This is a genomic window from Streptomyces sp. HUAS YS2, assembly GCF_033343995.1.
Lineage (GTDB): Bacteria > Actinomycetota > Actinomycetes > Streptomycetales > Streptomycetaceae > Streptomyces > Streptomyces solicathayae.
The window spans coordinates 542,399-558,707 of the sequence record NZ_CP137573.1 but is presented as its reverse complement, the minus strand read 5'-3'; the positions used below and the strand labels follow the sequence as shown (position 1 = coordinate 558,707).

The window sequence follows — 16,309 nt, the reverse complement described above, 5'->3', positions numbered from 1 at the left end:
GGATCAGGGTCGGCGCTTTCGGGCCAGGCGAGACCTGCTCGGCGCTTTCCGAATCGTTCCCGTTTCCCCTGGTGAGATGACGCGTTGGCCGTCGTACCCGACTTTCGTCGCGGGAACGACTTCCGGCCAACATCCTGACGTTTCCGCGTTCCGGACAACCGGACGCTCGATGCCTTCCTCTCATAGCGCAGGTGCACCGAGCACCGCATACCGCGTCAGCCCCGGGGCGGTGACCTCCCGCCGGGCCGCGACCGATTTGGCTTTCTCCACAGCATCCGGAGGACGAGAGAACGATGAGTACGACGCGCACCAACCGGCTTCCGCGGCCGCTGCTCGCGGGGACCACGGCTGTCGCCGCGATGGCGGTGACGGTCGGATTCATGACCGCCGCGCCGGAGCAGGCGACGGCCGCGACGGGGCCGCGGCTGAGCCTCGTCGCGGCGACCGGATCGGTCACGCTCACCTCGTGGAAGGAGGATCCGGGCGTCTGGCTGGACCTGGGCACGTACCTCACGGCCGAGGGGAGGCCGCTGGAGCTGAAGGTGACCCGGAAGTCCTTCAAGGATCCGGTGACCGTCACCCAGACCGTGTTCGAGGGCGGCAGGAGCAAGGCGAAGCCGTTGCCCCTGGGTACCGTGAAGGACTTCTCCGGGCTGCCGGGGTTCGCCAAGATCACCGTCAGGGACAAGGACGGCAAGGTCGTCGTCAGCCGCGCGGAGAGCTTCTGCCCGAACAACGCCAGCGGACGCATCCGGCCCGACGCGCCCGCCACCTCGAAGTATCCGGAGAGCTGCCCCAGCAACCCCTTCACCCTCGGCTCCGTGTGGGGCGTCGAGAAGGGGTGGGCCGCCAACACCTACGGCGGTTCCTACACCGAGCCCGTGAAGCTCGCCGCGGGGGCGTACACGGCCGAGGTCAGGGTCGCCAAGAAGTACCGGGACCTCTTCGGCATCGCCGACAAGCCCGCCAAGGTGAAGCTCACCGTCGAGGAACGCAGCTGGGAGAGCGCCCGGTCGGCCGCAGCCGGGGAACACGCCGGACATGGCTCCGCGCACCAGGCATCCTCCGCCCACACAGGGCACGGAGCAGCCCACGCCCCGACCCCCGCCCAGGCCGGCGCACCGCAGACCAGCGGCGCCGGCCCCTCGTACAACGTCGGCCACGGGCCGCTGAAGGCCGCGCCCCCGGCACTGCCGTGGGCGCTGAAGGTGCAGCAGGCCGGGCGCGCCGGTGTCCAGGCCGCCGGTGACACCCCCGGGCAGACCGACGGCTCGCGCAAGGCCCCCGCCCTCGCCCCCCGGTCCGCGCGCCCCACCGGGACCCCGTCCGTCCCGAACGTCCCCAAGCCCGACCTGCGGTCTTTGCCGGCCTACGGCATCATGATCAGCGACGGTGGCGTCCAGGACATCCCCGGCAAGGACTACCTCGCCTTCAGCGCGAACGTCTGGAACGCCGGCCCGGCCCAGCTCGTCGTGGACGGCTTCCGCTCACCCGGCAAGGCCAAGATGGACGCCTACCAGTACTTCTACGACGCCCAGGGCAAGCAGGTCGGCTACACCCCCACCGGCACCATGGAGTGGGACCCGCGCCCCGGCCACGTGCACTGGCACTTCACCGACTTCGCCAGCTACCGGCTGCTGAAGGCCGACAAGAAGGAAGCGGTCCGCAGCGGCAAGGAGGCCTTCTGCCTCGCCAACACCGACGCCGTCGACTACACGGTGAAGAACGCCAACTGGCACCCGAACAACACCGACCTGTCCACCGCCTGCGGCCAGGAGAACTCCATCTCCGTCCGCGAGGTACTGGACGTCGGCTCCGGTGACACGTACACCCAGGACCTGCCGGGACAGTCCTTCGACATCACGGACCTGCCCAACGGCACCTACTACATCCAGGTCCTCGCCAACCCGGCCAAGAGGCTGAAGGAGACCAACCTCGACAACAACAGCGCCCTGCGCAAGGTCGTCCTCGGAGGCACGCCTGGCCGACGGACTGTCACCGTCCCCGCCCACGGCCTCGTGAACGCGAACTGACTACAGGGCGCTCCCCGCAGTACCCGCCGAGCCGGCCCGACCGGGCCGGCTCGGTCGTCACCTGGAGCAGGGTTCCGCTCCTACGCGCCGTCCCGCCAAAGCCCGACCGGCGGGGGTGGTCGCAGCCGGTCGAGGCTGCGTCGGGGCCGGCCCCGACGCCCCGCTTACGACGCCGGCCGGGCGCGGGCGGTTGCGGCGGCCTGAACGGACGGCACCCGAGACGGTCACGCGGTGCCGGAGCGCAGAAGCTGCAGGACGGCGCGTTCGACGCAGCCGTGGCTTGCCGGTTCGCCGAACCCCCTCTTCCACGGCCCGGGCGCGCCGGATCCGTGCAGGCCGACGGGCAGGACGGGACGGCTCCGGGTGTCCTCAAGGGCGACCGCCACGGTGGTGGCGAACGCGGTGTCGCGGACGCGGAAGCCGATCAGAGCCGCCAGCAGCTGAAGCGGGAAGCGAGGCCGTGAGGTGGGTGGCATGGGCACGCTCATGAAATTCCGCGCCCGGGCGCCTCCGAAGGCGGTTGTCATCGAGTTGAGGGGGCAGGGGCAGCACCGGGGGATGCCAGGAAGAGGAGCATGCTCATGACCCCGAAGTCGCACCCCAAGCACGGAGAAGGGCCCAGCCGACACGAAGGGACCGATCAGCACGGATGGTCGGTCGACGTCGACTCCACGCACACGCAGGACAACCCCAGCGCCCGGCGCTCCTTCGACACGCCGGACAAGGCACAGGGCGCCACGCGCAGGCAGCGGCCCTCGGCCAAGGCCGACGAGGGAACGCCGGTCGAGTCCACTTCGCGAAGCGGAGAGGACCTGGCCGGCACGGGCCAGAAGGGCCACCACGAGCTGGGGCCCCGAGGGCGCTCTCAGCGCCCCAGCGGCGGCAAGGACGCCTCCGCGTTCACCGGCGTCGACGCGCAGGAGGGATCGAAGCGGAAAAGGAAGGGCTGACCCGCCCGCCACGACGCCGCGACCAGGCTGGCGGACTCCGGGCGGTGGCGCCACATGGGCATACGAGGTCACAGTCGGCCCCTGCGGGGCCGCACGGTCGTGGTTACCGGAGCGGCGCGCGGGCTGGGAGCGGCCCTGGCGCGGGCATTCGACGACCGGGGTGCGCGATTGGCCCTTCTGGGCTTGGAAGGGGCAGGCCTCCAAGAGGTCGCGGCCTCATTGCGCAACGAAACCGCCTGCTGGGAAGTCGACGTGACCGACGACGCGGCCATGGCAGACACGGCCGGAGAGGTCCGAACCCGCCTCGGAGCGGCATCCCTGGTGGTCGGCAACGCAGGCGTTGCCGAAGGAGGCCCGTTCGCCGACTCCGATCCACTGGTCTGGCGCCGAGTCATCGAGGTCAACCTGATCGGCAGTGCGGCGACAGCACGCTGCTTCCTGCCCGACCTCCTCGAGACTCGCGGCTACTACCTGCAGGTCGCCTCGCTGGCGGCCATGGGGACGTCCCCTCTCATGAGCGCCTACTGCGCCTCCAAAGCCGGCGTCGAGTCCTTCGCCCACGCCCTGCGCGCGGAACTCGCCCACCGAGGTGTGGCAGTCGGCATCGCCTACATCAACTGGACCGATACCGACATGATCCGGGACGCTGACCGTCACGCCGTCCTGCGCGAGTTGCGCGCCCACATGCCGCCGCCCGCACGCAAGGTGTACCCGGCGGATCAGGTCGCCGAGCGGCTGGCCGTCGCCGCGGAGCGACGCGCGACATCCGTGTACATGCCGGTCTGGCTTCGTGCCGTCCAACCCGTGCGTGCTTGTCTCCCGGCCGTGGTGACCCGCGTCGCCCGCAGTGAACTGCCGCGCCTGGAGCGTACGCGGCCCTTCGAAGCCACTGGACTGCTGGGCGCCGGCGGCCACGCGGACGAACGCCACGACGCCTCGCGGCGTTTGGGATCGGGGAGCGCGGAAGAACCCGGCAGGTAGAGGTGCGGTATGTCCCTGTCGGAGCGACTTGGCCCCTCGCGGCTGGGCCGTGCGGGCGATCCACCTCAGTCGCACCTCAGTCGGCAGGGAGAGCGAGGCCGGCCAGGACGAGGAGTGCGGCGTCGGCTCCGGCGAGCAGCAGGACGACCAGGAAGGGCATCCGGCCGCGTGCCAGGACGGGAGGTGCGGCCACCGCCGCCAGACACAGGGCCGATGTCACGCCCAGCAGCAGCCGGTCGGCGGAGGTCACCGGACCGGCGGGTCCGCAGGTCAGCACCGCACAGGAGGCGAAGGCCAGAACGGCGGCCAGCACGATGGATCCGCGTCGTCCGAGTCTTTGCGGGAGACCCAGAACACCGCCCGCGATGTCCTCGTCGATGTCGGGCAGGGTGTTGGCGAAGTGTGCACTCGTCCCCAGCAGGGCGGCCGCGGCCGTCAGCCACACCGGCGGCCAGCCGCCCGGCCGCGAGGTCAGTGTCAGGAAGGCGGGGAGCAGTCCGAACGCGACGGTGTACGGCAACCAGGAAGCGGGCGTGCGCTTCAGCCACAGGTTGTAGGACCAGGCGGCTGCAACGCAGCCGAGGTGGACCGATCCGGCCCGGGCGCCGCAGGCCAACGACAGCGGGACACAGACGATCAAGGCCGCACCCGCCGCCGCGGCCACCACTCCCGGCCGCACCTCTGCTGCGGCGAGCGGCTTGTCGCGGCGGCCGGCCGCCGCGTCGCGCCGCATGTCCAGTCGGTCGTTGCACCAGCCGACCGACAGCTGGCCCGTGGCGACCGCGGCCACCGCTGTGGTCCCGGCGGCGGGGCCGAGCCCGACGGCGGCGGCAAGCAGGGCGGTGAGCAGCGTGACAGCGGCGGCCGGCAGTGGGTGACTGGCTTTGAGGAGCCTCAGGAAGCCTGCGAGGGCGAGCCGCTGGGCCTTCGCGGACCCGGCGGCCGGGGTGGCTGAGGTGACTCCTTCGTCGGTGGTGGCGGGCATCGCACCCACGCTACGTATCCGGCGCGCCCATGACGGCCGCGTTCAGCGTGGCGACGTCCCACTGTCCCTATGTTGGAGCAATGACACGCGTCCTCGCGGTGAGCACGGTGTTCCCGCCGCATCGCTACAGGCAGCAGGAGATCACCGACGTCCTCGCATCCTGCCTGCCGTCCGGGGCCGACGGCGCGCTCCTGCGCCGGCTGCACGGCGCGGCCCAGGTGGAGACGCGCCACCTCGCCCTCCCCCTGGACCGGTACCGGGAACTCGGCGGCTTCGGCCACACCAACCGTCTGTTCGTCGAACTTGCCGTCGGCCTGGGCGCCGAGGCCGTCCAGCGGGCACTCGAAGAAGCGGGTGTGCGGGCCGAGGAGATCGACCTGGTCGTCTCGACGACCGTGACCGGCATCGCGGCGCCTTCCCTGGAGGCGCGGCTGGCCGAACACGTAGGGCTGAGGCCCGACGTCAAGCGGGTACCGCTTTTCGGGCTCGGCTGCTCCGGCGGGGCGGCGGGGCTGGCCCGGGTCCACGACTTCCTCACCGGCCGTCCAGGCGGTACGGCGCTCCTCCTGTCCACCGAACTGTGCTCGCTCACCTTGCAGCCGGCCGACACCTCGCCGGCGAACCTGGTGGCGGGCAGCCTGTTCGGGGACGGGGCCGCCGCGCTGGTGGCGATCGGCGGCGAACACCACAACGCGACAGCGCGCGGGGCCGGCTCGTCCGGGCCGGTGGTCGTGGCCACCCGCAGCCGCCTGTACCCGGGGACCAGCCACCTGCTGGGCTGGGACGTCGGCGACTGGGGCTTCCGCATGGTTCTGGGTCGGGAGATCCCCGAGCTCGTCAGGCTTCACGTGGCGGAGGAGATCGAGTCCTTCCTCGCCGGCCACGACCTCAAACCGAGGGACGTCGCGGCCTGGATCTGCCATCCTGGCGGCCCTAGGATCCTGGACGCGCTAGCCGACGAGCTCGGCCTGCCGGACACCGCCCTGGCTCCCTCCCGGCGCGCGCTGGCCTCCACGGGAAACCTGTCCTCCGCCTCGGTGTTGCAGATCCTGCGCGACACCTGCGTCGAAGCTCCGCCGACGGGAGCGACCGGCCTCATGGTCGCCTTCGGACCGGGCTTCTCCTCCGAACTCGTACTGCTGGCCTGGTGAGTGCGCCATGACGCCGTACACCGTGCTGGTCCTGCTGGTCGTCGCCGAACGGTTCGCGGAACTGGTCGTGGCGCGCGGCAACGCTGCCTGGAGCCGCGCTCGGGGCGCCCACGAACGAGGGGCCGGGCACTACCCGGCGATGGTCGCCCTGCATACGGCGCTGCTGTTCGGCTGCCTCGTGGAGCCCTGGGCGGCCGATCGGCCTTTCTTGCCCCTGCTCGGCTGGCCTGCTCTGGTCCTCGTGCTCGCCGCCCAGGGGCTGCGGTGGTGGTGCATCAGAACCCTCGGTCCTCGCTGGAACACCCGCGTGCTGATCGTCCCCGGTCTCCCGCTGGTCACCGCCGGCCCCTACCGGCACCTGCGCCACCCCAACTACCTGGCGGTCGCCGTCGAGGGCCTGGCCCTTCCCCTGGTACACACGGCCTGGATGACCGCCCTGGGCTTCTTCCTGCTGAACGCCGCCCTGATGACCGTACGCATCCCGTGCGAGGACGACGCGCTGGCTTGCGCCCGCCCCCTTCCGGCCCCGGAGGCGGCCCCGTGATCGACCTCCTCGTCGTGGGCGGCGGCCCGGCGGGCCTGGCCACCGCGATCCACGGAGCACTGGCCGGGCTCGACGTCGTGGTCGCCGAACCGCGTCCCGCGCCCGTCGACAAAGCCTGCGGGGAGGGCCTGATGCCGGGCGCGGTGCGCGCCTTGGACGCCCTGGACGTCGAGGTGACCGGCTGGCCCTTGCGCGGGATTCGCTACGCGGACGCAGTTGGCGAGCGGCGCGCCGAAGCCGTGTTCCGGGCGGGCCACGGACTCGGCGCGCGCCGCACCGTGCTGCACGAGGCACTCACCGCCCGGGTCGCCCAACTCGGCGTTCCGGTCATCCGGCACCGAGTTCGCCAGGTGATCCAGCACGACACCCACGTCACGGCGGACGGGATGGCCGCCCGCTATCTCGTGGCAGCAGACGGACTGCACTCACCGACCCGTCGGGCGCTCGGCCTGAGCGTTCGGCCGGCCGCCCCTCGGCAGCCATCGCGGTACGGGCTGCGGCGCCACTACGCCATCGAGCCGTGGAGCGACTTGGTGGAGGTGCACTGGTCGGCGGCCTGCGAGGCCTACGTCACTCCTTTGAGCCCGCGTCAGGTCGGCATTGCCGTCCTGACGTCCGAACAGCTCCCGTACGATGCCCAACTGGCCCGATTCCCGCTGTTGGCGACCCGGCTCGCCGAAGCAGGCCGGACGCCGGTCCGGGGCGCGGGTCCGCTCCGCCAGCAGGCCCGCTCCCGGGTGGCCGGCCGAGTCCTGTTCGTGGGCGACGCAGCCGGGTATGTCGACGCTCTGACGGGCGAGGGCCTCACCCTCGCCCTGACGGCGGCCGCCGAGTTGGTGCGCTGCCTGCGCGAGGGTCGGCCGCAGGCGTACGAACGCGCGTGGTGCCGGCTGTCCCGCAATTACCGGCTGCTGACCAGGTCCCTGCTGTGGGCCCGCAACCAGCCCCGGCTGGCACCCCTGATCACCCCTGCTGCGGCCCGCTTCCCCGGACTTTTCCAGCACACCGTGAACCTGCTCGCCTGACCGTCGTCAGGCCACACGGGCCGGAGGGCCGAGGCGTACGGGTCCGACGCCTGGAGAGGTGTGCACGAGCGGCACGCCCACGGGCGCGGAACCACGAGCAGCTAGAGTGCGCCTGCGACGCGATGAGGAGGCACGGTGGCCAAGGTCAATATCACGCTGGACGCCGAACTCGTAGTGGAAGTGATGGTCCTGGCGGGGATCGGCTCGCCCCAGGACGCGATCGAGGCGATCGTGCGGGACTACGTCGCCCGTGGCCACCGCACGGAGGCCCGCACCGAGCTCAAGGACCGGCATCTGCGCGACCTCGACGTCAAGCCGCAGGATCCGCAAGGCTGAGCACCCTGCCGTTCCGCCGCTCAAGCCGCGAGGCCACGCGTCCAGGAGCCCGCCGGCGCAGGCGACGAACGGCAGTTACCCCCGGGACCGTCCTGCCAGCGGTCACCTCAGTTGTCCCTCCTGCGTGGTGAGCGTGCCGAAGATCCAGTCCGTGATGTACGCGCTCATGCCGTCGCTGTGCCGGACCCACCTGAAGTGGTCCAGCCGGTGACTGCTTGCAAGGGCCTCGGAGTAGTGCCACCGGCTCACTGGGGCAGCCGGGATCTTCTGCAGCAGATGGTCCGTCGCGCCGGGCGGCGCCAGGCTGTCGTTCTCCACGCCGACCGCGAGGACGGGAAGCGTCAGCCGCGCGAGCGCCGCCTCGTAGTCGGTGTCGCTGCCTCGCAGCGTGTAGCGGCCGGTGCGGCCCTGCCGCGCCCAGTCCCGCATCACTGCCGTGGGCTGGGTGCCACCGAAGCCGAGCCGTTCCCCGGGCCAGTAGCCGAGCACCGTGGCGAGCGCCGCGAACAGCTGGCTGCCGACCAGGTTACGGGGCCCACGCACCCAGCCGAACCCCCGCCACCAGACCGACCCGGCCGCTGTCAGCACGACGGCGTGCACCCCGGTGAGCTCGGTCGCGCTGCTGAGCAGCGCGAGCTGGCCGCCGAGGCTGTGCCCGATGAGTACCACCGGCGACCGCGGGAACGCGGCGGAGACCGCACGGGCGACCGCGGGAAGGTCGTCATCGACCATCTCCCGGTACCCGTAAGCCACTCCGCGGCGTGCCATCGGGGTGCTCTCGCCCTGGCCACGGAGGTCCGTGACCGCCACGTGCAGGCCGCCCTGGTGCAGCCCGCGGGCAAAGGGAGCGTAGAACCGCGCCCGCGCCCCCATCGCCGGTACCACGAGCGCCACGGGGGCGTCTGGCCGCTCCGCACGCAGTAGCCGGACCACGAACTCCGCGCCTCCTGACGACCGTACCCGTACGGACTCCTCGGCGGGATCGTGCTGCTCCCGCGCCACCGACGGTCCCGTATCGTCCGTCTGCGCCTTCTCCGAGGTCACCCTGTCTGGCGCAGTGTGTCGGTCCTGATACGTCATCTTGGTGCTCGTCCTCTCATCGATGCCGACTTCATGCCCAGGTGAATCCAGGGCCCGGGCAGCCCGGTGGGGAACAGGTCCCTGACCGCGCGTCACGCTGATCACAGAGAGCTAGTTGTCACTTCGCCGTAGTTCGGGGAGAACGCGGCCGGGCCAGCCCTGCTCCTTCGCCCTCGACGCGTAGACGGGCACGTACTCCTGGCCGGAGACCTCTGCTATGGCTTGCACAATCAGGTCAGAGACAGCCCTTCGGGCAGCAGCGTCAGCGGCGGAGTCCTCGTACAGGGAGAGGTCGACGGGCTTGCCGAAGACGACCCTGACCTTGGCCGGACGCGGAAGCACGCGCCCGGGCGGCAGGACGCGATCGGTGCCGCTCATGGCTACCGGCACCACGGGCGCGCCGGACTTGAGGGCCAGCCATGCCACACCCGTCTTGGCCCGGTAGAGCCGGCCGTCCGGGGAGCGTGTGCCCTCGGGGTAGATACAGAAGACGCCGCCGTCCTTCACCACCCGAAGACACGCGTCAAGCGAGGCTACCGCCGCCCGTTGGTGCTGGCGGTCAACCGGAACCTGCCCACTGCCCCGCATGAAGGACGAGACGATCCGCGTCGGCCAGGAACCACCCTCGAAGTACTCCGCCTTCGCCATGAAGGTCACCTGTCGGTCCAGCACCAGGGGCAGGAAGGTGGAGTCCACGATGGACAGATGATTGGACGCGAGAATGACGCCGTTCGACTGCGGCACATTCTCCAGGCCCACGGCTTCGAGCCGCACCGCGGCACGCAGCACCGGTCCGGTCAGCCGCTTCAAGTGCTCATACATCAATTCGTTCCTCTATTGGATCTGTGCCGGGCTCGCGGCGAACGAACGCTGCAGGTTGGGCTGCGCCACAAGCAGAACGGTGCAGTCCAGTGCGACGATCACCGCCCCGGCCGCGCTGGCGAGGAGCGGGACCCGAGCGTTGCAGCCGCCGCCCGGTCATGAGGCCATCGGCCCGAGATGGGCGTCCAGCGCACCTTCGACCAACCGGTCGCGACTGTCGGAACCCTCGCCGCCGAGGGCGAGTTGCAGGCTGCCCAGGACCACAGTTGGGCGATGCCGTGCAGGTTCGCCCACAGGGCGGCCGCAGTCACTGCCGCCGAAGGCTCCAGCGGCTGTGCCCGGCGCCGAGCGACGAGCTCTACGTCGGCATCGACCAGTCGTTCCCGCAGGGGCCCTTCAACTTCCATAGACAGTGTCTACCAGACGTCCGTAGACAGCGTCTACTGGCAACTCGACTCCGCGGACCGAGGGCGATGGCTGCCGCCGTCGAAGCCCTGGTCTGGTGTGTCGCTTACGACGCGCAGCTGGCGCTGGTGCGGCTGGCCGACAAGCAATCCTCCGTCTCAGGCGTCGTGCGTTCCCCTCGGCTCCGGTCCAGTTGATGCAGTGCCAGGCGGCAATGGACGACCCGACGTTCAGCGTCTCGAAGCTGATGCCCCGCCCCTCGCGGAAGACCGGGGCAGCGGCGCAGTTGCACACTGTCGTCTTGTGGGACCGAACCGAGGCTCCGGCCGTCGTCGCCTTGGGCTACCGGTAGGTTCATGCGCCGTATGTGGCATGGGGGCTGCTGCGGGTCGGCTGGCGGCAGCCAGCGCGCGGCGGACAGGTGGCAGGGCGTGGCGGACGCCGCTGCGGAGCGCCGGCCGGCGTGCCGTTGGCCCTCTTCGCGAGCGGTCAGGGCGTCAGTCCCGGGGCACCGCGACGTACGCCTCCTTCGGCGTGGTGGTCGGCGTGTAACGGGACGCAGCGGGCGCGGTCGGGATCAGATCCCGATGGATCACCTCGGCCACGGCCCGGATCGTGTTCACGCCTTAGTTCATGGTGCTGTTGCCGTCGGTGAGTACGGAGACGATGCAGTCGTGGCCGCTGCCCTGGAACGTGCCGACGCTATGCACGCGCCAGCCGCGCGTGGCCCGCTGCGGCCAGCCGTTCTTGACATGCACGGACACGGAGGAGGGCGCGCCGACCGGGGTCCCCCACCTCTGCGAAGTGATGACTTCCCCCATGAGCTTGAGGATGTAAGCGCGGGAGTTGTCACTCAGGACGGTGTTCCTGGCGTTGATCAGCGAGACCCGCCGCTGCTCGTCGGTGATGTTGATCTGGGTGAGCCCCCCAGTAGCCGCCGGGACTCCGGCACCGTCCGCGTCACTCCGGCAGCCGCCAGGAAGCCCTTCACCTTGGTGACGCCGAGCTGGTTCCACCGGGAGGTGGTGGGCGCGTGGCATCCCGGCGGCAGCCACGGCCGGAAGCGCGCGGGCACGCAGGGATATGTGGTGAGTCATGTGGGTCCCCCTGGAAACGAATCGAGCACGCCTACGGCGCACTCGCCTTGCATGATTCTTGAGCGCGCGGATGGTTGTGCGAATCCAGCGGGATGGTGGAGCGGGCGCCCCGTGGACATGGTGCCGCTGCGAAAGCGCCTACGCTGACCAGCGAAAACGGCGGGAGCCGAGCTTGCCCGCCCGGAGTTCCGCCCCATGGACTTCACCGGGCGACCTATGTGCGGCCGGGCGCTCCTCCCGCTACCAAGTGGGTAAAAGCACGAGCTGCCTCTAGCCTTGAAGGAGAGACTCCCGGGGCTCGGACACCTGCCCGCGGAGTGGTGGCCATGGAAATGTGCATCGCACGAAACGGCAGCGGGGCGTCTCGCGCAGCCGTTGCCGGGGCAGAAGTGCGTCCACGCTTCCGGGTGTGTCTGCTCCGCCCGCCACGCGATCCCCACCAGGCGCTTCCGATGCCGCGGACCCGACGGTGGACCCACGACGATGAAGAACCCGATGCCCGGTCTTTCGCCGGAGTACACCGGGCCGCACTATCGGCAGTTCCGGCAGCTCCGGCAACTCCGGGCCGTGCAGGTGCCGGCGGGGGCCGGGCGAAGGTGGGGCATGGAACGCCTCCCGAGGACGCGCGCCGCCCTCTCGTGCAGATCACAGGTGGAAGGCCCACAACCCCAGAGACCGCCTGCCGAGACCGGGCGTTCTTCTCCCGCACAGGAGGGAATGGCGATGCGCGAGCACAGGGTCGGCACACAGGAGGAGTTCCAGGCAGCCCGAGAGGAGCTGCTCGTGCAGGAGAAGGAACTCACGCGGCGCGGCGACGAGCTCGCCCAGAAGCGGAGGGACCTTCCCTGGGTGCGGGTCGAGAAGGACTACCGCTTCGAGACCGAGGGCGGGACCGCAGCGCTCGCGGACCTGTTCGCGGGGTGCTCGCAGCTGCTCGTCTACCACTTCATGTTCGGTCCGCCGTACGAGGCCGGATGCCCGGTGTGCTCCTCGATCGCGGACACACTCGATCCCAACGCGGTTCACCTCAAGGCCCGCGACGTGACGCTGATCTGCTCCTCGCGGGCGCCGGTCGACAAGCTCCTCGCCTACCGCGAGCGGATGGGATGGAGCTTCGACTGGGTCTGCGCAGGCGGCAGTGACTTCCACCGCGACCTCGGCTTCCAATACACGGAGGAGGAGCTGGCGCCGTTCCTCCGGGGCGGGATTCCCGCGACCGTGAGCCAGATGGCGGAGGCGTGCGGCACGGACGTGCTCGGCTACGTCTCCGAGGGCCCGGGGCTGAGCTGCTACGCACTGTCGGAGGGCACCGTCTACCGGACGTACGTCACCACCGCCCGCGGCCTGGAGCCCGCAATGGCCTACTACGGACTCCTCGACCGCGCGCCGCTGGGCCGCCACGAGGAGGGCGAGGAGGCCCACTGGCTGCGCCGCCACGACGACTACGAGGAAACCTGAGACAGCGGATCTTCAAGTTCGTCCCCGTCCGCGTCCCCTTTTTGCGGGCGCTGACCGCGTGCTGATGGGCCCCGTTGACAGTGGAGTCGACGGCAACGGTCCACTCCACCCGCCACCGCGTCGTCGCGGACCTGGCTGTGCTCCAGCAGCCTTGCCCAGGTGCCGTCAGCCTCCCAGCGGGCGAACCGGTTGCTGTGGTCGACATAGCGCGCGAGGTGTTGGGCGCCACCGACTGGCTGTCCAGCACCTCCGGTTAGGTTCTGGTCCTGGGCGTTGTCGCCGTCAGTCACGGCGGCCTCCTTGGCCGGAGTGCAAGATCAGGCGAAGGCCGTGTTCACGTCCCCCGCATCCACGAACGGGAGCACGTTCAGGGGACGGTTGGCGGTCAGACCATAAGAATCAGCTGAGACGCCGACGATCGCCACGCACGCCGCCGGATCGGCCTGCGGGCGAATGGGGCTGGGAGCCGTCCTCGTGCAGCTCACTGGGCAGGCTTGACGAAGTGCAGGGCCTCACGGGCCAGTTCGTCCCATGCGAGCTCAGAGTCGGGGTCCAGGCTGAGCCACTCGTGCATGAGCCGGCCGTGCCCCGGGTCGAAGCGCTCGCCCTGACCGGCGTCCACCAGCTCGTCGACCCTGGCCCGCGGGAGCTTCACCACCAGACGGCTCTGCGCGAGCATCGCGAAAATCTTCCCGCCCACCTTGAGGGCGGCAGCGCCGAACTTGCCCTCCTGTCCGGGCGCGTCGCCAGGGACGGTTACCCCGTCCACTTCCTCGAACTGCGCGACCAGCTGCTCGTACCGCTTCTCGGGGGAGACTGCCCGCCGTCGCTCCATCGGCTCCTCGACTCGTGCCGGCCGGTGCGAGGTCTCCTGCCGACCTCGGTCATCACGGCCGGGGGCAGCCTACTGTTGTGGCCAGGTCAGACTGTTGCCGGACACACAAGCCCAGCATGGTGGTTCACGCTCGGACGCCACGGCTGGGTGGTGCCCTCGTCGTGCTGGTGCAGGGCGTCCGTGAAGCGCAGCTCGGCCTGGTCGTCCGGACCGGTCAGGGCCTCGCAGCGGTGCGAGAGGGCGAGTGCCGTGGGCTGGCGTGCGGCCTGCGCCCCATGCGCCCGCAGCGTCGCGGGCTCCGTCGCGCGCTGGCACGCGAGAGGTGGTGCTCCGGCCGCCCTCGCAGTTGCTCGGCTTGATCGCCTTGCCGTACGTGCGTTGACCTGCTGGACGGCCGTGGCATTCATCGTCAGGTAATTGCAATGACTGAACGGGACGTCGTTGCCTTACGCTTCAATCCGTTGCAACGATTTTGCCGTCATGAGCTGCGGAGATGGCTAATTCGCCGCAATGATTGATTGCCAGATCTGTGAATGCAACGTAGCGTTTCGCTCATCAGAAACAGCGGGGGCCGGTAGAGGTCTCGCTGCGAGAGCAAGGAGAGAGAAATGCAGAAGTTCGACACCCCCGCCCCGGTCGCCGTAGTCCTGGACATCCCCACGGGGCGCATCCGGCTCATCGCCATCGACCGGGCCGACACCGTGGTCGAGGTCCTGCCCGCAGACGCTACGAAGAGCCGTGACGTGAAGGCGGCGCAGCAGACCGTCGTCGAGTACGGCGACGACGTCCTGCGGATCGCGGCCGCGCCGGCGAAGAACCAGCTGCTCGGCAACGTCGGATCCGTAGTGGTGACGGTTCAGCTGCCCACCGGCTCCCGCGTCGAATCCACCTCCGCCGCCGCAGAGGTGCGTACCGAGGGTCGGCTCGGCGACGTGACCGTCCACGGTGCTCATCGACGCATCGAGATCGCCGACGTGGAAGGCTTGCGCCTCACCTCCGTCGACGGCGATGTCCACGTCGGTCGGCTGGGCGGCCCCGCGGACATCTCCACCGCGCGGGGCGGCATCACCGTCGGCGAGGCGGTGCACGGCACGGTGGTGCTCCACACCGAGCACGGCAACATTTCGATCGCCGCCGCCGGTGCCTCCGCCACGCTGGACGCCGCCCCCCGCAACGGCCGCGTGAGCAACGCCCTGGAGAACCACGGCTCCCCGGTGCTGGAGATCACTGCCAGCAGCGGCTATGGCGACATCTCCGCCCGCAGTCTCTGACCCCCTCATCCGCGACCATCCCCCTCTCTTCTCCCGCCCCACTCCTCATCCTCGACACTTCCACCCGACAAGGGAGCACCCCGCCATGTCCCAGTTCACCGCTGCAGGGCAGCGCAAGATCCGCGACGTACTGGCCCGCCACGTCGACTCCGGCAAGATCCCGGGCGTCGTCGCCCTGTACAGCAAGGACGACGAGACGCACGTCGAGACGCTTGGCACGATGGAGCATGACGGCGGTGCGCCGATGCGCCGGGACACCATCTTCCGGATGGCGTCCACCTCCAAGCCGGTCTCGATAGCGGCGGCGATGGTGCTGCTCGACGAGTGCCGACTGCGGCTGGACGACCCGGTGGACCGATGGCTGCCGGAGCTGGCCGACCGTCAGGTACTGAAGGCGGTCGACGGCCCGATCGACGACACGGTCCCTGCACGCCGTCCCATCACCGTCCGGGACGTGCTGACCTCCACCTTCGGCCTCGGTATGGACATGACCTCCATCGGTACGCCGATCATGAACGAGGTCTTCGCACAGGGGCTGACGCCCAACCTGCCCACGCCGATGCCGGAGCAGGACGAGTGGCTGCGCCGCCTCGGCACCCTGCCGTTGATGCACCAGCCCGGAGAGCACTGGCAGTACCAGCTCGCCAGCGACCTGGTCGGCGCACTGGTTTCCCGGGTGACCGGTAAGACCTTCGAGGAGGCGCTGCGCGAACACGTCTTCGGCCCGCTCGGTATGGAGGACACCGGCTTCCACGTTCCGGACGACAAGATCGACCGGCTGCCGGTCCTCTACGCGCCCGACCCGGCGACCGGCGAGTTCCACGTGTGGGACGAGTCCAAGGGCGGCCGATGGAACATCCCTCCGGCGTTCCAAGGCGGTGGCGGTGGTCTGGTCTCCACCGCTGACGACTACCACGCCTACTTCAGGATGCTGCTGAACGGCGGCAAACACGGCGGCGAGCGCGTTCTGTCCAGGCAGGCCGTGGAGCTGATGACCACCAACCGCCTCACCCCCGCGCAGACCGCCGCCCGTACCGCGCTGGCCACCGACAACGTCCACATCTCCTTCGGCCAGGGCCAGCACGGCGGTTGGGGCCTCGGGATGGCGGTGCGGACCTACCGCGGTGACTACGCTCCCGTCGGCCAGTTCGGCTGGGACGGCGGCTCCGGTACCTCCACCTACGCCGACCCCGTCAACAACGTCGTCGGCATCCTCCTCACACAGGTCGGCACATCCGTGCCCGACTCGATCCACCTGATGCACGACTTCTGGACCACTCTGTACCAGGCGATCGAGGACTGATCGCGCGCCCGCGCGCCACCCGCGGATCACCTA

Annotated in this window: 15 protein-coding genes and 2 pseudogenes; 10 read left to right on the top strand and 7 right to left on the bottom strand. The window is 70.2% G+C overall.

What is annotated here, in order from left to right:
- Positions 1-293 precede the first annotated feature (293 nt).
- A complete protein-coding gene (locus tag R2D22_RS02735) occupies positions 294-2,033 on the top strand; it encodes a lysyl oxidase family protein (protein WP_318100887.1) in 1,740 nt (579 codons plus the stop codon).
- A gap of 224 nt (positions 2,034-2,257) precedes the next feature.
- On the opposite strand, the gene R2D22_RS02730 is transcribed toward R2D22_RS02735, so the two are convergent.
- The gene (locus R2D22_RS02730; RefSeq protein WP_318100885.1) at positions 2,258-2,509 is read right to left on the bottom strand and encodes a L,D-transpeptidase; all 252 of its coding nucleotides are present in this window, start codon (positions 2,507-2,509) and stop codon (positions 2,258-2,260) included.
- A gap of 105 nt (positions 2,510-2,614) precedes the next feature.
- On the opposite strand from R2D22_RS02730, the gene R2D22_RS02725 reads away from it, so the two are divergent.
- Together R2D22_RS02725 and R2D22_RS02720 are read left to right on the top strand one after the other, a co-directional pair.
- Positions 2,615-2,983: a hypothetical protein gene (locus R2D22_RS02725; RefSeq protein ID WP_318100883.1), complete on the top strand. Its 369-nt coding sequence runs from the start codon at positions 2,615-2,617 to the stop codon at positions 2,981-2,983.
- A gap of 54 nt (positions 2,984-3,037) precedes the next feature.
- Positions 3,038-3,964, top strand: a complete 927-nt coding sequence (locus R2D22_RS02720) for an SDR family oxidoreductase (protein ID WP_318100881.1) — start codon at positions 3,038-3,040, stop codon at positions 3,962-3,964.
- A 76-nt stretch (positions 3,965-4,040) separates the two neighbouring features.
- On the opposite strand, the gene R2D22_RS02715 is transcribed toward R2D22_RS02720, so the two are convergent.
- Positions 4,041-4,949: a UbiA family prenyltransferase gene (locus tag R2D22_RS02715; protein ID WP_318100878.1), complete on the bottom strand. Its 909-nt coding sequence runs from the start codon at positions 4,947-4,949 to the stop codon at positions 4,041-4,043.
- Between the two features lie 80 nt (positions 4,950-5,029).
- On the opposite strand from R2D22_RS02715, the gene R2D22_RS02710 reads away from it, so the two are divergent.
- The 4 genes from R2D22_RS02710 to R2D22_RS02695 all read left to right on the top strand — a co-directional run bounded on the left by R2D22_RS02710 (position 5,030) and on the right by R2D22_RS02695 (position 8,005).
- Positions 5,030-6,100 (top strand): type III polyketide synthase, encoded by a 1,071-nt coding sequence (locus R2D22_RS02710; RefSeq protein WP_318100875.1) that lies wholly within the window; start codon positions 5,030-5,032, stop codon positions 6,098-6,100.
- A gap of 7 nt (positions 6,101-6,107) precedes the next feature.
- Positions 6,108-6,644, top strand: a complete 537-nt coding sequence (locus R2D22_RS02705) for an isoprenylcysteine carboxyl methyltransferase family protein (RefSeq protein ID WP_318100873.1) — start codon at positions 6,108-6,110, stop codon at positions 6,642-6,644.
- Positions 6,641-7,669: an NAD(P)/FAD-dependent oxidoreductase gene (locus R2D22_RS02700; RefSeq protein ID WP_318100870.1), complete on the top strand. Its 1,029-nt coding sequence runs from the start codon at positions 6,641-6,643 to the stop codon at positions 7,667-7,669. Before R2D22_RS02705 ends, R2D22_RS02700 begins: the two co-directional genes overlap by 4 nt.
- A gap of 135 nt (positions 7,670-7,804) precedes the next feature.
- Positions 7,805-8,005, top strand: coding sequence for a type II toxin-antitoxin system VapB family antitoxin (locus R2D22_RS02695; RefSeq protein ID WP_318100867.1), 201 nt, complete (start codon positions 7,805-7,807; stop codon positions 8,003-8,005).
- A 102-nt stretch (positions 8,006-8,107) separates the two neighbouring features.
- On the opposite strand, the gene R2D22_RS02690 is transcribed toward R2D22_RS02695, so the two are convergent.
- From R2D22_RS02690 to R2D22_RS02675, 3 genes and pseudogenes are all read right to left on the bottom strand, one after another.
- The gene (locus R2D22_RS02690) at positions 8,108-9,049 is read right to left on the bottom strand and encodes an alpha/beta hydrolase family protein (RefSeq protein WP_318100864.1); all 942 of its coding nucleotides are present in this window, start codon (positions 9,047-9,049) and stop codon (positions 8,108-8,110) included.
- Positions 9,050-9,196: 147 nt separating this feature from the next.
- Entirely contained in the window at positions 9,197-9,907 is a 711-nt protein-coding gene (locus R2D22_RS02685; protein WP_318100862.1) for a lysophospholipid acyltransferase family protein, read from the bottom strand.
- Between the two features lie 902 nt (positions 9,908-10,809).
- A pseudogene (locus tag R2D22_RS02675) lies at positions 10,810-11,339 on the bottom strand (serine hydrolase); the annotation flags it as partial.
- Positions 11,340-12,132: 793 nt separating this feature from the next.
- Between R2D22_RS02675 and R2D22_RS02670 the strand changes: the two are divergent.
- On the top strand, positions 12,133-12,867 hold the full coding sequence (locus tag R2D22_RS02670) for a DUF899 domain-containing protein (protein ID WP_318100860.1): 735 nt from the start codon (positions 12,133-12,135) through the stop codon (positions 12,865-12,867).
- Positions 12,868-12,872: 5 nt separating this feature from the next.
- Here R2D22_RS02670 and R2D22_RS02665 read toward each other — a convergent pair.
- Positions 12,873-13,055, bottom strand: a pseudogene (locus tag R2D22_RS02665) (IS5/IS1182 family transposase); the annotation flags it as partial.
- 293 nt (positions 13,056-13,348) lie between these two features.
- Positions 13,349-13,702 carry an MmcQ/YjbR family DNA-binding protein gene (locus tag R2D22_RS02660; protein ID WP_318100857.1) on the bottom strand — a complete coding sequence of 118 codons (354 nt, stop codon included), beginning with the start codon at positions 13,700-13,702 and terminating at the stop codon, positions 13,349-13,351.
- A 608-nt stretch (positions 13,703-14,310) separates the two neighbouring features.
- Here R2D22_RS02660 and R2D22_RS02655 point away from each other — a divergent pair.
- Together R2D22_RS02655 and R2D22_RS02650 are read left to right on the top strand one after the other, a co-directional pair.
- On the top strand, positions 14,311-14,973 hold the full coding sequence (locus R2D22_RS02655; RefSeq protein WP_318100855.1) for a DUF4097 family beta strand repeat-containing protein: 663 nt from the start codon (positions 14,311-14,313) through the stop codon (positions 14,971-14,973).
- An 85-nt stretch (positions 14,974-15,058) separates the two neighbouring features.
- A complete protein-coding gene (locus tag R2D22_RS02650; RefSeq protein ID WP_318100852.1) occupies positions 15,059-16,276 on the top strand; it encodes a serine hydrolase domain-containing protein in 1,218 nt (405 codons plus the stop codon).
- Positions 16,277-16,309: the final 33 nt, after the last annotated feature.

Bases quoted from the DNA above. Each gene is read 5' to 3' on its own strand.
- R2D22_RS02735 (WP_318100887.1), top strand. From the start codon at position 294: ATGAGTACGACGCGCACCAACCGGCTTCCGCGGCCGCTGCTCGCGGGG.
- R2D22_RS02730 (WP_318100885.1), bottom strand. From the start codon at position 2,509: ATGCCACCCACCTCACGGCCTCGCTTCCCGCTTCAGCTGCTGGCGGCT.
- R2D22_RS02725 (WP_318100883.1), top strand. From the start codon at position 2,615: ATGACCCCGAAGTCGCACCCCAAGCACGGAGAAGGGCCCAGCCGACAC.
- R2D22_RS02720 (WP_318100881.1), top strand. From the start codon at position 3,038: ATGGGCATACGAGGTCACAGTCGGCCCCTGCGGGGCCGCACGGTCGTG.
- R2D22_RS02715 (WP_318100878.1), bottom strand. From the start codon at position 4,949: ATGCCCGCCACCACCGACGAAGGAGTCACCTCAGCCACCCCGGCCGCC.
- R2D22_RS02710 (WP_318100875.1), top strand. From the start codon at position 5,030: ATGACACGCGTCCTCGCGGTGAGCACGGTGTTCCCGCCGCATCGCTAC.
- R2D22_RS02705 (WP_318100873.1), top strand. From the start codon at position 6,108: ATGACGCCGTACACCGTGCTGGTCCTGCTGGTCGTCGCCGAACGGTTC.
- R2D22_RS02685 (WP_318100862.1), bottom strand. From the start codon at position 9,907: ATGTATGAGCACTTGAAGCGGCTGACCGGACCGGTGCTGCGTGCCGCG.
- R2D22_RS02670 (WP_318100860.1), top strand. From the start codon at position 12,133: ATGCGCGAGCACAGGGTCGGCACACAGGAGGAGTTCCAGGCAGCCCGA.
- R2D22_RS02660 (WP_318100857.1), bottom strand. From the start codon at position 13,702: ATGGAGCGACGGCGGGCAGTCTCCCCCGAGAAGCGGTACGAGCAGCTG.
- R2D22_RS02655 (WP_318100855.1), top strand. From the start codon at position 14,311: ATGCAGAAGTTCGACACCCCCGCCCCGGTCGCCGTAGTCCTGGACATC.
- R2D22_RS02650 (WP_318100852.1), top strand. From the start codon at position 15,059: ATGTCCCAGTTCACCGCTGCAGGGCAGCGCAAGATCCGCGACGTACTG.